General features: G+C 57.9%; 15 protein-coding genes. 12 read left to right on the forward strand and 3 right to left on the reverse strand.

The features are described from left to right. Window positions 1-8: 8 nt before the first annotated feature. From N909_RS0120445 to N909_RS0120455, 3 genes are read right to left on the reverse strand one after another with little or no spacing between them, the layout of a single operon-like run. Window positions 9-335: an ArsR/SmtB family transcription factor gene (locus N909_RS0120445; protein ID WP_211254002.1), complete on the reverse strand. Its 327-nt coding sequence runs from the start codon at window positions 333-335 to the stop codon at window positions 9-11. 38 nt (window positions 336-373) lie between these two features. Further along, the gene (locus tag N909_RS0120450) at window positions 374-730 is read right to left on the reverse strand and encodes a DsrE/DsrF/TusD sulfur relay family protein (RefSeq protein ID WP_029917978.1); all 357 of its coding nucleotides are present in this window, start codon (window positions 728-730) and stop codon (window positions 374-376) included. Window positions 731-743: 13 nt separating this feature from the next. Continuing rightward, complete coding sequence (locus N909_RS0120455; RefSeq protein ID WP_029917979.1) at window positions 744-1334, reverse strand: class I SAM-dependent methyltransferase; 591 nt, start codon at window positions 1332-1334, stop codon at window positions 744-746. Between the two features lie 245 nt (window positions 1335-1579). On the opposite strand from N909_RS0120455, the gene N909_RS0120460 reads away from it, so the two are divergent. The 12 genes from N909_RS0120460 to N909_RS0120520 all read left to right on the forward strand — a co-directional run bounded on the left by N909_RS0120460 (window position 1580) and on the right by N909_RS0120520 (window position 15571). Next, the gene (locus N909_RS0120460; protein ID WP_029917980.1) at window positions 1580-2542 is read left to right on the forward strand and encodes an amidoligase family protein; all 963 of its coding nucleotides are present in this window, start codon (window positions 1580-1582) and stop codon (window positions 2540-2542) included. An 11-nt stretch (window positions 2543-2553) separates the two neighbouring features. Further along, window positions 2554-3075, forward strand: coding sequence for a DUF5049 domain-containing protein (locus N909_RS0120465; protein WP_029917981.1), 522 nt, complete (start codon window positions 2554-2556; stop codon window positions 3073-3075). Beyond that, on the forward strand, window positions 3060-3857 hold the full coding sequence (locus tag N909_RS0120470; protein WP_029917982.1) for a class II glutamine amidotransferase: 798 nt from the start codon (window positions 3060-3062) through the stop codon (window positions 3855-3857). Before N909_RS0120465 ends, N909_RS0120470 begins: the two co-directional genes overlap by 16 nt. Continuing rightward, on the forward strand, window positions 3854-4378 hold the full coding sequence (locus N909_RS0120475) for a gamma-glutamylcyclotransferase family protein (RefSeq protein WP_029917983.1): 525 nt from the start codon (window positions 3854-3856) through the stop codon (window positions 4376-4378). Before N909_RS0120470 ends, N909_RS0120475 begins: the two co-directional genes overlap by 4 nt. A 160-nt stretch (window positions 4379-4538) precedes the next feature. Next, entirely contained in the window at window positions 4539-4754 is a 216-nt protein-coding gene (locus N909_RS0120480) for a helix-turn-helix domain-containing protein (protein WP_029917984.1), read from the forward strand. Window positions 4755-4763: 9 nt separating this feature from the next. Beyond that, the gene (locus N909_RS0120485; protein WP_029917985.1) at window positions 4764-6896 is read left to right on the forward strand and encodes a type I restriction-modification system subunit M; all 2133 of its coding nucleotides are present in this window, start codon (window positions 4764-4766) and stop codon (window positions 6894-6896) included. Further along, the gene (locus tag N909_RS0120490; protein ID WP_029917986.1) at window positions 6896-8317 is read left to right on the forward strand and encodes a restriction endonuclease subunit S; all 1422 of its coding nucleotides are present in this window, start codon (window positions 6896-6898) and stop codon (window positions 8315-8317) included. Before N909_RS0120485 ends, N909_RS0120490 begins: the two co-directional genes overlap by 1 nt. After that, window positions 8304-11291 carry a type I restriction endonuclease subunit R gene (locus tag N909_RS0120495; RefSeq protein WP_029917987.1) on the forward strand — a complete coding sequence of 996 codons (2988 nt, stop codon included), beginning with the start codon at window positions 8304-8306 and terminating at the stop codon, window positions 11289-11291. The genes N909_RS0120490 and N909_RS0120495 overlap by 14 nt, the downstream gene beginning before the upstream one ends. Further along, window positions 11288-11965: a response regulator gene (locus tag N909_RS0120500; RefSeq protein ID WP_029917988.1), complete on the forward strand. Its 678-nt coding sequence runs from the start codon at window positions 11288-11290 to the stop codon at window positions 11963-11965. Before N909_RS0120495 ends, N909_RS0120500 begins: the two co-directional genes overlap by 4 nt. Then, window positions 11943-13361, forward strand: a complete 1419-nt coding sequence (locus N909_RS0120505; RefSeq protein ID WP_051689986.1) for a sensor histidine kinase — start codon at window positions 11943-11945, stop codon at window positions 13359-13361. Before N909_RS0120500 ends, N909_RS0120505 begins: the two co-directional genes overlap by 23 nt. 110 nt (window positions 13362-13471) lie before the next feature. Then, window positions 13472-14467, forward strand: coding sequence for an undecaprenyl-diphosphate phosphatase (locus N909_RS0120510; protein ID WP_211254003.1), 996 nt, complete (start codon window positions 13472-13474; stop codon window positions 14465-14467). 480 nt (window positions 14468-14947) lie between these two features. Then, a complete protein-coding gene (locus N909_RS0120520; RefSeq protein WP_029917992.1) occupies window positions 14948-15571 on the forward strand; it encodes a DedA family protein in 624 nt (207 codons plus the stop codon).

Below are 15571 nucleotides of genomic sequence, written 5' to 3' on the forward strand. Positions count from 1 at the left end.
CAATCCATTCATTTTTCCGCCGACATCAGCCCGGTGACTGATTGACAATTCCTGTCTTCGTAATCCCCGGCGAGCACGCACATCAACGCCTTGATCAATGCTGGGTTCGTGAGGAAATAGCACCGCTTTTTCCCGTCTTCAGTGAAACTGACAACTCCCTCGCGTCTCAGAATCGACAGGTGCTGTGACAGGTTGGGTTGCGGAACGCTGAGAATCTCGCAGACATCGCTGACGCATTTCGTGCCATCCTTCAAAGAATCCAGGATGGCAAGTCGCGTCGGATGAGCCAATACGCGCAACAGGTCCGCCCATTCGGCATAATTACTTGTTTCCACAGTCACGTCCTCGCTGATATTTCCAATTGGGTAGGCACTCAAAAGGTGAGCACCTTGTCGCTGTCCACCACCCATTCAGAAAGCGCGGCCATCGTGGACTGCTCCGCCCCTTCAAAATACGGGTGGTTTTTATAGATCCCGCAACGGGCCATGCAGGTGCCGCAAACCTTTACGGGAACACCTCCGACGATAAGATCTTTCAGCATCTGCGAAAGGTCCTGGTCGTAACCTTCCGGCGGCTTACAGACATCCCTTGCCATATCTACGGCATCGTTCATAAGGAAAATCCGCACGCTCTGGCCGGTTTCCAATAGCTTTCCGGCAAGACGCAGACCGTTCCAGGTCACGTCCGTGTTGTCATAAGGTTCGCGGTTGAAAATAATCAAGATATTCATGGTTCTCTCCTGGTTAAAATGAGGTTTCCGGCCTGATCAGTAGGATTCCAAAGTGGTACGGGCAGCATGCCGAAATATCGATTTGCTCATGCCGCTTGAATCCAGCGGCTTCCGCCCAGGCTTTGCACTGTTCAGGGCTGGGCCTGATCTCCATGGATGGTCCGCGAGGGGTGGGAATGTCACGTCTCCAATGGATGACCGAGGCGATCCCACCAGGCTTCAAAATCCGTAGAGCTTCCTTCAGCAGTTCCACGGGATGTTCGATATGCAGAAGGTTGTAAATCATGACATGCGCGACGCTCCCATCGGGCAGCCCTGTGCCGTTCTCGACGAAATCGCGTGCTGCTAACCGAACATTATGGAGACCCAGGCGGTTACATTTCTCATCTACGAGGGTGACGAGGTCAGCCTCGATATCAAAGCTATGAACAAACCCTGAGATCTTTTTGGCAGTCGGGATCGTGAACGTCCCGTAACCCGACCCAAACTCAGCAACATCCCCCTGATCGACACGGCTGGCAACCAGCGTATCGACAAGACAGTCGGCGTCGAAAAAACTGTCCCAATAATCTTCATCCGGCATGCCGCTCTCTCGGCCTTTCATTCCTCAGCTCCTTTGCGCGTTCGTATTCTCATATTCGCACATCAATATATGAAATGGCGCGACAAGGTTCAAGCCTAAATTCCAGAATCTATCAAGTCATTGAAAATACACGTGTTAAATGTCGGCTTCGGCTGTTCTTCTACTTGATTTGTGTCCGGAAAGAAGCATTCATTCATGGTGTAAGCAGAGGCTAAAAATCCTTGCCCGACAACGACTTAGAAGCGCCATGAACGACGGAGGCACGCATGAACCTGAAAGAGATCCACTACGGGATCGAGATCGAGACCGTAAAACGCACCCGGGAGCAGATCGCCTGGGCCATCCACTCGGTGGTGGGCGGCACGGTCCGCCATGTCGGCATCCCCAGCAGCTATGACCCCTGGGAGGTCGAGGACCTGCGCGGCCGCGTCTGGAAGGTGGTGGGGGACGCCTCCCTGACCAGCGTCCCGGCCCATCTGCGGGCCGAGGTGGTCAGCCCGGTGCTCGGCTACGACGACATCCCGCAACTGCAGGAGGCGGTCCGGGCCATCCGCCGCGCCGGGGGCAAGATCAACAGCCAGTGCGGCATCCACATCCATATCGACGCCGCGCCTTTCGACGGCAGGCACCTGGGGAACCTGGCCAAGATCATCTACAAGCAGGAACCGCTGATCCTCCACGCCCTCGGCATCAGCCGCGACCGGCTCAACCGCTACACCCGGCCGGTCAGCGACGAGCTGATCCAGCGCATCGAACAGCATCGCCCGCGCACCAAGGACCAGCTCAACCGCATCTGGTACGGCTACCACAACCGCCAGCCCCAGCACTACGACAACAGCCGCTACCACGGGGTCAATCTGCACAACGTCTGGTACCGGGGCACGGTGGAGTTCCGCTGGTTCGAGGCGACCCTCCACGCGGGGCGGATCAAGGCCTACCTGCAGTTCTGCCTCGCCGTTGCCGCCAAGGCGCTCAACGGCCGGGCCGCTTCCAGCCGCAAGCGGGACTTCGATCCCCAAAGCGCCAAGTACGACTTCCGGGTCTTCCTGCTCCACCTCGGCCTGATCGGCGACGAGTTCAAGACCGCCCGCAAGCATCTGATGGCCAACATGCCCGGCGACGCCGCCTTCAAGAACGGACGGCCCAAACCGGAGGACGTCCTGCCGGACGAAACCGAAACCACCACTCTCACCAACGAGGCCGGGCAAGTTCCCGGCCTCACTGTTTAAGGAGGTGCCCAATGAAGATTCTGATCCGCTCAACCACGCTGGACGGCGAACCGATCCCCGGCAGCGGGGAAACCATCCAGGCAGCCGACTGCCTCGAAGTTGTCGAGCTGATGCGCGGCCAGACGCCGTTCACCGCCAGCCGAGCGCCCCGGGACTACATGACCGAGGTGCTCTCCGGCATTGAAGGCGGACCGACCCAGCCTCTGCCGGAGGACGCCGCCGCTGCGGCCGCCGAGTTTCTCACCCGCCTGGCCCGGCATGGCTTGATTGAGTTTCTGCCCGACGACAAGGCCAGCGATCCCTGGCCGGAACGCTTCCTCGAAGCCCTGGAGACGGTGCGGCTCTCCGGTCGCACCAACATGCTCGACCACCCGGAGGTGACCCGGCTGACCGCCGAGATGGGCTACCCGGAGGTGGCCGAGTGGCTGGCGGACCACCGGCGCGAATACGCGACCTTCGTCCTCGAAGGGACGAGACCGCTCGGCAAGAACTTCGGCGGCAAGGGGGACCCGGCTCCATGTGCGGACAAGTAGGCATCATCTTCGGCCGCAAGCGCAGACGGCCCGACGAGCGGGATTACCTGCGCGAGGTCTTCATCCGCATGCTGCTGCACAGCGAGGAACGCGGCCCGCACGCCTCCGGTCTGGCCTGGCTCAAGATCGACGGCAGGCACCGGATCTTCAAACGGCCGATGCGGGCGCACGAGCTGGTCTACGAGAAGCTGTTCCAGGAGATGCTCGGGCAGGTCGACAACGAGACTACCATCCTTATGGGGCACACCCGCTGGCGCACCCGGGGCAACGAGTTCAACAACCGCAACAACCATCCCATCCGGGCCGGGATCGTCATCGGCACCCACAACGGCACCATCTACAACGCCGACCACCTGTTCCGCCGCCTCGGGCTGCCGCGCTACGCCGAGGTGGACAGCGAGCTGATCTTCCGCCTGGCCGACCGTTTCGCGCCCGAAGGCCCTATCGACCAGGAGGGGTTGAAGAAGGCACTTGCCCTCTGTCGCGGCCAGATGAGCGCCGTGCTGGCCTCGCGGCTAGACCCCGGAACCATCACCGTGCTCAAGGGCAACAAGCCGCTCTGCCTGCGCATCCACCGCCAGCACCGGGTGGTGCTCTACGCCTCGGAGACTGCCTTTATCGACTTTGCCGTGGACAACGAGAAGGGCTGGCGCGAGCTGGAGGTGCCGCCCATGACCATGCTCACCATCCGCCACGAGGATGTGCGGGCCATCGAAAACAGCGAATTCCGCTTCATACCCCAGGAGCGCAAAGGGACACTGCCCGAAGGAGTGAATGCATGAACATCGGAGACACCGCGAAGCTGAACACAAATCCGGAAGACAGTCCCGAGACCATCCTCCGGCTCTTCGTCTACGGCACCCTGAAACGGGGCTACTGGAACCATCAACGCTTCTGCGCCCAGGCCCGCAGCATCGAACCAGCCGTGGTCTGGGGCAGGCTCTACCATCTCCACGCCGGTTTCCCGGCCCTGGAAGTGCCGGAAGGTCTGATCCTGGCCCGGGGCACCGCCAATCCACTGGCCGATGCCCGCAGGCAGCAGGAGATCGGCACGCCGCGCTTCGGACGCCCGACCGGCGACTGGGATCTGATCCATGGGGAACTGGTGACCTTCACCGACCCGCAACGCGACCTGCTGCCCATCGACCGGCTGGAAGGCTTCCGGCCCGGCGGGCACAGCATGTACCAGCGGGTGATGGTGGCGGTGCTTTGCAAGCGCACCTCGATTCCAGCCTGGATCTACCGGATGCCCCGTGTTGAAACCGGCACTCGGCTTGACTCCGGCGTCTGGCATCGAGCGTGATAGAAAATAATCGGCTCAAATCGGTAAAGATCGTTTGACATAGCACATAGTGCCTTTGTATATTGATGGAGTTTTTTAACCTGGGAGAGGTGCGTCCAGTCTCTCCCGTTTCGCCTCTGGCGGACGTGGCAAACAACCAAAACGCCCGTGGAGCAAGAGAATGAACGAGATGGAAGACCGCTGGTTATCAATAACCGAGATCTGCAAGTACCTCGGGGTCAGCAACGACACCGTGTACAAATGGATCGACAAGCATGGTATGCCCGCCCACCGCATGGGTCGACTTTGGAAGTTCAAGAAAGATGAAGTGGACGAGTGGGTCAAGGCTGGCGGCGCGGCCGAGCCTGTAGAAACCGACAAGAAGCGCAAGGAGTAATAACGGGCTATGAACCATGTGATCCACAACAGCATCGTGAATTTTATCTGGGGTATCGCCGACGACGTGTTGCGCGATGTCTATGTGCGCGGCAAGTACCGCGATGTGATCCTGCCGATGACGGTTATCCGCCGCCTCGATGCGCTCTTGGAGCCGAGCAAAGAAAAGGTGCTCGGCATGAAGAAGCAGCTCGACGGGGCCGGGATCGCCAATCAACACGCCGCGCTCTGCCAGGCCTCCGGCGAGGCCTTTTACAACGTTTCGCCCTTTACCCTGCGCGACCTGAAGAACCGTGCCAAGCAACAGCAACTCAAGGCCGATTTCGAAGCCTACCTGGACGGCTTTTCGCCCAACGTCCAGGAGATCCTCGACAAGTTCAAGTTCCGCAACCAGATCCCCACGTTGATCGAGGCGGACATCCTCGGCCACCTGATCGAGAAGTTCCTCGACGGCCGCATCAACCTCAGCCCGAAGCCGGTGCAGGACGTGGACGGCAACGAGATCCTTCCGGCGCTCGACAACCACTCCATGGGCACCATCTTCGAGGAGCTGATCCGCCGTTTCAACGAAGAGAACAACGAAGAAGCCGGAGAGCACTTCACGCCCCGCGACGTGGTCAAGCTCATGGCCGACCTGATTTTCCTGCCGGTGAAGGGTGATATCGAGTCCGGCACTTACCTCGTTTACGACGGGGCCTGCGGCACCGGCGGCATGCTGACCGTGGCGGAGGAGCGCCTGACCGAACTGGCGGCAAACCACAGCAAGGATGTTTCTATTCATCTATATGGGCAGGAAATAAACCCTGAAACTTATGCAATCACAAAAGCCGACCTGCTGCTGAAAGGCGAAGGGGCCGAGGCAGAGAACATGAAGTACGGCTCCACGCTCTCCAGCGATGCCTTCCCGTCGCAGGAATTCGACTTCATGCTCTCCAATCCGCCCTACGGCAAGAGCTGGAAGACCGACTTGGAGCGCCTGGGCGGCAAGGGCGACATCAAAGACCCGCGCTTCGTCACCCAGCACGGCGGCGACCCGGAATACAAGATGATCACCCGTTCCTCGGACGGGCAGCTCATGTTCCTGGTCAACAAGCTCTCCAAGATGAAGCACACCACCCGCCTCGGCAGCCGCATCGCCGAGGTTCACAACGGCTCGTCGCTCTTCACCGGCGACGCCGGTCAGGGTGAGAGCAACATCCGCCGCTGGATCATCGAAAACGACTGGCTGGAGGCCATCATCGCCCTGCCGGAGAACATGTTCTACAACACCGGCATCGCTACCTACATCTGGGTACTGACCAACCGCAAGAGCGAGGAACGCAAGGGCAAGGTCCAGCTCATCGACACCACCGAATGGTACGTTCCGCTGCGCCGCAATCTTGGGAAGAAGAATTGCGAATTCTCCGAGGAACACATCCGCGCCATCTGCGACCTAGTGGTCAATCCGGTCGAGACCGAGAAATCCAAGATCTTCCCCAACGAGGCCTTCGGCTACTGGAAGGTGACGGTGGACCGCCCGCTGCGCCTCGCCGTTGACCTGAGCCCGGCCCGGCTGGAACGGTTTGTGAAAACCTGCACCAAGGCGAAGGAAGAGCCGCTGGCCAACCTGGCCAGTCGCGTGGCCGAGCCCCTCGGTGCTGGGCCGCACCTGGATTTCAACGCCTTCATGGATGCCTGCGACACCGATGCCGACAAACACGGCGTCAAGCTCACCGCCAAGCGCAAGAAGCTGCTGCAAAGCGAGCTCTGCGACACCAGCGAGGATGCCGCGCCGGTGCTGAAGAAGATTTACAAGCCCGGCAAGGCCACGCCCGACCCCATCCACGGACTGTTCGAGGCCGAGGTGAATGGTAAGACCTGCGTGGTCGAATACGAGCCGGATACCGCTCTGCGCGACAGCGAGCAGGTGCCGCTGCTGGAGGAAGGCGGTATCGATGCGTTCTTCCGGCGCGAGGTGCTGCCCTACACCCCGGATGCCTGGATCGACCCGGGTAAGACACAGGTGGGTTACGAGATCTCCTTCACCCGCCATTTCTATCGGCCAGCGCCCATGCGCACCCTGGATGAGATTAAGGATGACATCTATGCCCTGGAGCAGGAAACCGAAGGGCTGCTGGAACAGATTGTCGGGGAGGCTGAGTAATGAAGCTGGCCCCTTATCCAGACTACAAGGACGCGGGTGTGAGCTGGGTCGGGAGCATTCCCGCGCATTGGCCTGAGAAGCGGGCAAAATATTACTTCAAAGAGATCGATGAACGCTCCCAGGCAGGCGACGAAGAAATGCTCTCGGTGTCGCACATCACGGGAGTGACACCCCGCAGCCAGAAGAACGTAACCATGTTCAAGGCCGAGTCGAATGTCGGCCAAAAATGCTGCCAACCAGGCGATCTGGTCATCAATACGATGTGGGCCTGGATGTCTGCACTCGGTGTCTCGAATCATGCTGGAATTGTAAGCCCCGCTTATGGCGTTTACCGGCCAAGAGGCAACCAGGCCTACGATAACTATTATCTCGATCATCTGTTGCGGATTGAAGGATATCGGTCGGAATATATTTGCCGGTCAACGGGCATTCGCTCTTCACGGCTCAGGCTCTATCCCGATAAATTTCTGAGCATGCCGGTGGTCTGCCCTCCGCAGGAAGAGCAACAGACCATCGCACGATTCCTGAAGGCGCAGGACCGCTTGTTCCGTAAATTCATCCGCAACAAGCGGCGGCTCATCGAACTGCTCAAGGAGCAGAAGCAGAACGTCATCAACCAAGCCGTGACCCGGGGGCTTGATCCCAAGGTCAATTTCAAGCCCAGCGGCGTGGAATGGATCGGAGATATTCCGGAGCATTGGGACGCCAGACGGCTCCGCACGCTGGCGGCGGTCAGGGCAAGTGGCGTCGACAAGAACACGAACGAGGACGAAGTCCCGGTCATGCTCTGCAACTACGTGGACGTTTACAAGAACGACCGCATCACCGCTGCCATCGATTTCATGAAGGCCACGGCCACGCTGGAAGAAATTCGCGCTTTTGAGCTGAAAGCGGGTGACGTGATCATCACCAAGGACTCCGAAAGCTGGGATGACATCGCCATTCCCACTTTCGTGCCCGAGGCAATTCCAGGCGTCGTTTGTGCCTATCACTTGGCCTTGATCAGACCGTTCTCAGGGGAAATCGAAGGCGAGTTTCTGTTCAGGGCCTTCTCATCCGACCCCGTGGCAGACCAGTTCCGGATTGCCGCCACCGGCGTTACTCGCTTTGGCTTGGCGCAAGGTGCAATCAAGGGAGCGTTCTTCCCACTCCCGCCGTTGGACGAACAGCGGGCGATTATTGCTCACATCAATGAGAAGTGCGCCGAGATAAGCCAGGCGATTTCAAGGGCCGAGCGTGAGATCGAACTGATGCGCGAATACCGCACCCGGCTGATTTCCGATGTGGTCACCGGTCAGGTGGATGTACGCGGCATCGAGGTGCCGGATGTTGCTGTGGACGAACTGCTTGCGATAGATGAGGACACCAGTGAGTCCGATGACGTGATCGATGACGAGGGGGATATGGATGAAACCGACTGACACCAGCGAAAAGGGCCTGGAATCGATCATCGTCGCCTCCCTTGTGGAGGATGCCGGATATGTTCAAGGCGACCCGCAGGACTACGACCGCGAACATGCCGTCGACCTGGCCAAGTTGCTGCAATTTCTCGCCGCCACCCAGCCCGATACCTTTGAGGCTCTCGGCATCGACGAGGAAGGCCCCAAGCGCACCCAGTTCCTGCACCGCCTGCAGGGCGAGATCGCCAAGCGCGGCGTGGTAGACGTGCTGCGCGGCGGCATCAAGCACGGCCCGGCCCATGTGGACATTTTCTACGGCACGCCGACGCCGGGCAACGTGAAGGCAGCGGAACGGTTCGCGGCCAACATCTTCAGCGTCACCCGCCAGCTCCGCTACAGCCGCAACGAGACTGCTCTCTCCCTCGACATGGCCGTGTTCATCAACGGCCTGCCCATCGCCACCTTCGAACTCAAAAATAAGCTCACCAAGCAGACGGTGCTCGATGCCGTGCAGCAGTACCAGCGCGACCGCGACCCGAAGGAGCTGCTGTTTCAGTTCGGCCGTTGCGTCGTCCATTTTGCCGTGGACGATCACGAGGTGCGTTTCTGTACCCACCTCAAGGGCAAGGGCTCGTGGTTTCTGCCCTTCGACAAAGGCTACAACGACGGCGCTGGCAATCCGCCGAACCCTCATGGGCTCGCCACCGATTACCTGTGGAAGGAGACCCTCTCCAAAGAGGGGTTGACCGATATCCTGGAAAACTACGCCCAGGTGGTGGAGGAAAAGGACGAGAAGACCGGCAAAAAGAGGTGCAAGCAGATTTTCCCTCGCTACCACCAGTTGAAGGTGGTGCGCATGCTGCTGGCCAATGCCGCTGAGAGTGGCATCGGCAGGCGCTACCTGATCCAGCACTCGGCGGGCAGCGGCAAAAGTAACTCCATCGCCTGGCTGGCGCACCAGCTCGTGGGGCTGGAGCACGAGAGCAAGGCGTTGTTCGATTCGGTCATCGTGGTCACCGACCGACGGGTGCTCGACAAACAGATCCGCGACACCATCAAGCAGTTCGCCCAGGTCTCCGCCACCGTCGGCCATGCCGAACACTCCGGCGACCTGCGCAAATTCCTCAAGGCCGGGAAGAAAATCATCATCACCACCGTGCAGAAGTTCCCGTTCATACTCGATGAGATCGGCGACGAACACCGCCAGAGCAAGTTCGCCATCATCATCGACGAGGCCCATTCCAGCCAGGGCGGCAAGACCACCGCCGCCATGAACCGTGTGCTGGAAGAGACCGCGCCCTACGGCGGCTCTGATGCCGAGGGGGAAGAGACAGTCGAGGACAAGATCAACAAGATCATGGAAGGCCGGAAGATGGTGACCAACGCCAGCTACTTTGCCTTCACCGCGACCCCAAAGAACAAGACCCTGGAGATCTTCGGCGAGCCGGACCCGCAACCCGACGGCACAGTAAAGCATCACCCGTTCCACAGCTACACCATGAAACAGGCCATCCAGGAGGGCTTCATCCTCGATGTGCTGAAGAACTACACCCCGGTTGAGAGTTATTACCGCCTGGCCAAGACCGTGGAGGACGACCCGCTCTTCGACGCCAAGAAAGCCCAGAAGAAGCTGCGTCGCTATGTGGAGTCCCACGAGCATGCCATCCGCGAGAAGGCCGAGATCATGGTGGACCACTTCCACGCCCAGGTGATCGGCCATCGCAAGATCGGCGGCCATGCCCGGGCCATGGTCATCACCAACGGCATTGTGCGGGCCATCCAGTATTTCCACGCCTTCAAGGATTACCTCAAGGAGCGCAAGAGCCCTTACGAGCCCATCGTGGCTTTTTCCGGGGAGCACGAGTACGGCGGCAAAAAGGTCACTGAGGCGACCCTGAACGGCTTTCCCAGCAGTCAGATCCCGGACAAGGTTCAGCAGGACCCGTACCGCTTCCTGATCGTCGCCGACAAGTATCAGACCGGCTACGACGAACCACTGCTGCACACCATGTACGTGGACAAGGCGCTTTCCAGCATCAAGGCGGTGCAGACCCTCTCGCGGCTCAATCGCGCCCATCCGCAGAAGCACGACACTTTTGTGCTCGATTTCTACAACGACTCGGAGACCATCCAGAAGTCGTTCGAGCCCTATTACCGGACCACCATCCTCAGTGACGAGACCGACCCCAACAAGCTCCATGATCTGAAGTCGGATCTGGACGGCTACCAGGTCTATTCGCAAACGCAAATCGACGACCTGGTGGGGCTCTACCTGAACGGCGCGGACCGCGACAAGCTCGACCCGATCCTGGATGCCTGCGTGGCCACCTACAACGCCGATCTCGATGAAGACGGCCAGGTGGACTTCAAGGGCAAGGCCAAGGCTTTCGTCCGCACCTACGGCTTTCTGTCCTCGATTCTGGCGTACTCGAATGCCGACTGGGAAAAGCTGTCGATCTTTCTGAATTTCCTGATCCCGAAACTCCCCGCGCCCAAGGAAGAGGACCTGTCCCGGGGCATCCTGGAGGCCATCGACATGGACAGCTACCGTGTCGAGGTGAAAACCAGCCTGAAGATTGGCCTTCCGGATCAGGATGCCGAAATCGGACCGGTGCCGACCAGCGGCGGCGGCCGCAAACCGGAACCTGAGCTGGACCAACTGAGCAACATCATCAAGGCGTTCAACGACCAGTTCGGCAACATCGATTGGAAGGACGGCGACAAGATCCGCAAGGTTATCGCCGAGGAGATCCCGGCCAAGGTGGCGGCGGACGCGGCCTACCAGAACGCCATGAAGAACAACGACAAGAAGACCGCCCGGATTGAGCACGACGCCGCGCTACAGCGCGTCATGATCGACCTCCTGTCCGACCATACCGAACTGTTCAAGCAGTTCAGCGACAACCCGTCTTTCAAGAAGTGGCTGGGCGACACCATTTTCGGCGTGACCTACCAGCAACAGGCCGGACAATCGCCGAGAGGAGAGGCGCTGTGAGGATTCTTGTCGTTGAAGACGACAAACAAACCCTGCAATTCATTGCCAAGGGATTACGACAGGAAGGCTTCGCCGTGGACCTTGCCTCCAATGGCGAAGACGGACTTCATTTCGCCCTTACAGAGCCTTATGACGCTGCGGTGGTCGACGTGATGTTGCCCAAATTGGATGGTCTGGCCCTGATAGACGAAATGCGCAGCAACCGGGTTCATACCCCGGTTATCGTTTTAAGCGCCAAGGGTTCGGTGGATGACCGTATCAAGGGGTTACAGGCGGGAGGCGACGATTATCTGGTAAAGCCCTTCGCTTTCTCGGAGTTGGTCGCGCGTCTTCAGGCTCTCATCAGAAGGGCTACTCGAGAGGATGCACCGACGTTTCTCTCCGTCGGCAATCTCGAAATGGATTTGGTGAAGCGAAAGGTCTTTCGTGACGGGGTTTCAATCGATTTGCAACCCAAGGAATTCGCCTTGCTGGAGTATTTGATGAGGAACATGGGCCGGGTTGTATCGAAAACGATGATCATGGAGCACGTTTGGGATTACAACTTCGATCCTCGGACCACAGTGGTGGAAGCTCGCGTATGCCGGCTGCGGGACAAGGTCGACCGCCCATTCGGGAACGACCTTATCCACACAGTCAGGGGAGTCGGCTATGTTCTGGAAGAGCGGGCGTAGATTCCTAAGGACAACAACCTTCCGGTTGACCCTTTGGTATCTTGGTGTCTTCAGCGCCCTATCCGTGGCGGTGTTTCTGGTCGTTTATGTGTCTCTGGCATTGCGTCTCCAGGCCCAGACGGACAGTGAGCTTTTGGACAAATCGAAGGAATTCGTGACGCTTTACCGGGAACACGGCATCAAAGCGCTTCAGGCCGAGTTCGCGCGAGAGGCGGAGTCGCAAGGCACGGGCCACGTGCTTTTTCAGTTGCTTTCGTCCAGCGGAATCCCCCTGGCATCTTCCAATCTGAGTCAATGGAAGGAACTCGATATAACCCGCTCAAAAGAGCCCTCTGTTCAAGAAAGCCAGCCGTCTTATCGGACTATATCTCTGCGTAGGCAAAGGCATAAGATCAGGTTGCTTTCCATGCCGATCAGCGGCGGAGAATGGATCGACGTCGGCAGTTCGCTTCAGCGTGAGGAGCTTATTCTGGAGAGATACCGGGAAACGTTCGGTGTCGCTCTCATGGTCATGGTGGGGTGCGGAGGTCTTTTCGGCTTTTTGCTGGCCCGAAAAGCCATGGCCGGAGTTCAAAGAGTCACGGACACGGCGACTGGCATCGGAAGAAACGATCTTGGCCGAAGGGTGCCGCTGACCGACGAAGGGGAAGAGATAAACGCCCTGGCCCTGGCCTTCAACGCCATGCTCGAACGGATAGAGATTCTCCTGGGCGAGTTTCGGCAGGTCACCGACAATGTCGCCCACGAATTGCGCACCCCTATCACCCGAATCCGAGGGATGGCCGAAACGACGCTCAAGGGAAACGATGATCTTTGCGAGTATAAAGAAACGGTGGCTTCGGTCATAGACGGATGCGACGACCTCATCGAGATGATCGGCACCATGCTCGAAATTGCAAAGACAGATTCCGGTACTGTGGACCTCGATCTGGTTCTCTTGGATCTTCTCGAACTCGTCGAAGAAGCCGCAGACCTGTTCACGCCCATGGCCGAGGATAAAGGCATCGATATCCGACTGAACAAACCGTACAGGACGGCAACGGTCGTTGGTGACCGGCGCAGACTTCAGCGCGTGGTGTCGAACCTTTTGGACAATGCCATCAAGTACACGCCCCATGGTGGCGTAATAACCGTTTCAATCGAGATTGAAGCGGGAAATGTGAAAGTTGCTATTGCCGATACCGGTATCGGTATTAACGAAAACGACCTCCCTCATATTTTTGAGCGATTCTACCGTTGCGATCATAGCCGCTCCACCCCAGGAAGCGGCCTCGGGCTCAGCCTGGCCCTGGCTATCGTTCATGCTCATGGAGGCGACATCACCGTGCAAAGCTCCGAGCATGGCAGCACCTTCTCTTTCTTCCTTCCCGCCTCATCGTCTCCTGATCGCTCCTGAAGTTTACCAAAAAGTAAACTTGGGCGAATGTTCCGGTAAACTTCGACCTCCTATATTAGTCGCATGTTTGGAGATGAAATGAACTTTCAAGACATGGAGAAATAGTGCCCATGGGGAAAAGATTACATACAGCCTTCATCGTCGGTTTGACATTGTTGGCGTGTTCCTTTTCGGCTCTCGGCTCTGAAGGAACGCTTGGAGCAAATCCGGTGGTCGCTGTTGAACAGAAAATGATGACCACCCCCCAGGCCGTGGTTTTGGGCGTGGTCGAAGGACTTACGGAATATTTGCCTGTCAGCTCCACGGGCCATCTCCTGCTGGCGGAAAAGATCATGGGTATCGGCGAAGATCCTTATCAATCTCCAGCGCAGCGTGAACAAACCAAGGAAGCCGTTGACGCTTACACCATCTGTATTCAGGCAGGAGCCATCCTGGCCGTGCTTTGGCTCTATTTCGGGAGGATCAAACAGATCTTGCTTGGGGTGGTGGGCAAGGATTCCACCGGCCGCCGTCTGCTATTCAACGTGACGGCCGGGTTTCTGCCTGCGGCGGTTTTAGGCTTGCTGTTCAACAAAGTGATCAAATCGTACCTTTTCGGGCCGTGGCCTGTTGTCATCGCATGGCTGCTCGGCGGCCTCGCCATATTGGCCGTGAGCTGGCGCAACCGAAAAAGGAATCAGGGGACACGACTCGGTAGCCTACTGGAGGACATGACCTGGCAGATGGCCTTGATCATCGGTTTTGCCCAATGCATCGCCATGTGGCCTGGGGTCAGTCGTAGCCTGGTTACCATTGTGGGCGGCCTGCTGGTAGGGCTGACAATGGAGGCGGCCGTCGAATACAGTTTTTTGTTGGGAGTCGTGACGCTCGGCGCGGCCACGGCATATGACACGTTGAAGCATGGTCAATTGATGCTTCAGACATTCGATCATTATTCGCTGATCGTCGGCGTAGTGGTGGCCTTCATCGCCGCAGTCGTTTCCGTGAAATGGATGGTGAGCTACCTGTCCCGGCATGGATTGGAGATCTTTGGCTACTACCGTGTGGCTATTGCCGTGGCGACGACGGTATTCCTGCTGACGACGAAAATGATATGGATTCAATAAACCCCGCCGCCTCTCAATTCCATTGATGGCACCGGCGGTCTATAGGAAAGAATATGAAATCATTTAGTTCAAATGTACACAGATGGGTTGACCGAACTTCTGTTTTGCCCGTTTCACTTGATCATTTGATTAGCGCAATCGGCCGTGTAGTCACGGATTCCCGCTTTTTACTTCACATCACCGGTAAGATCCGACGTTTCTGGCTGGTCCATTTTAGAAAACAATATATTCAAACACAACTCATGGTCCGTCATGGCGATTGCCGGCAATGTGGAAGTTGCTGCAATCTGCTCTTTACATGTCCCACGCTGACAAAACAAGGGAGATGTCTTGTCTATGGTTCGTGCCGTCCCAGTGCCTGCAAGGTTTTCCCAATTGATCAACGGGACATCGAGGAAATTCGCCTTTGTGGTGGTCATTGCGGCTATCGGTTTGAGAAAAAAGACTCATACCCGATGGCCGAAATAGGAAGGCGTTGAAATGTTTCATCAATTCATTGTTTGGTTGTCTCATACCGTTGGTGAGTGGGGGTATCCCGGCATTGTCATGCTCATGGCCCTGGAATCGTCGTTTTTCCCATTTCCCAGCGAGGTGGTGATCCCACCGGCCGCCTATCTTGCGGCAAGCGGAAAAATGAATATCGGGATGGTCATTTTTTGCGGCACGCTGGGCAGCCTGCTGGGGGCTGTGTTCAACTACTGGATCGCCATGAAGTTCGGGAGACCGTTCTTTGAAAAGTACGGGCGATACCTGCTGGTCAGCCACCATTCTCTGGAAAAGGCTGACCGTTTTTTTGACCGCCATGGGCATATCAGCACATTTATCGGTCGGCTGTTGCCGGGAATCCGCCAATACATCTCGTTACCGGCGGGATTGGCTCGCATGGGTGTCTTTACCTTTTGCGTCGCAACGGCGTTAGGCGCTGGGTTATGGGTGCTGGTGTTGGCCGGTTTGGGGTTCTGGTTTGGCCGTAACGAACAGCTCGTGTTGCAAAATCTGCAATGGGTCACTTTGATGTTGATAGCGGGGTGCGGCGTTATTGTGTTTTTCTATTGGCGCAAATGGCAAAGCCGCCCCAGACGGATTCAGGGGAGTTCAGAATAA

Source organism: Pelobacter seleniigenes DSM 18267 (genome assembly GCF_000711225.1).
GTDB lineage: Bacteria > Desulfobacterota > Desulfuromonadia > Desulfuromonadales > Geopsychrobacteraceae > Seleniibacterium > Seleniibacterium seleniigenes.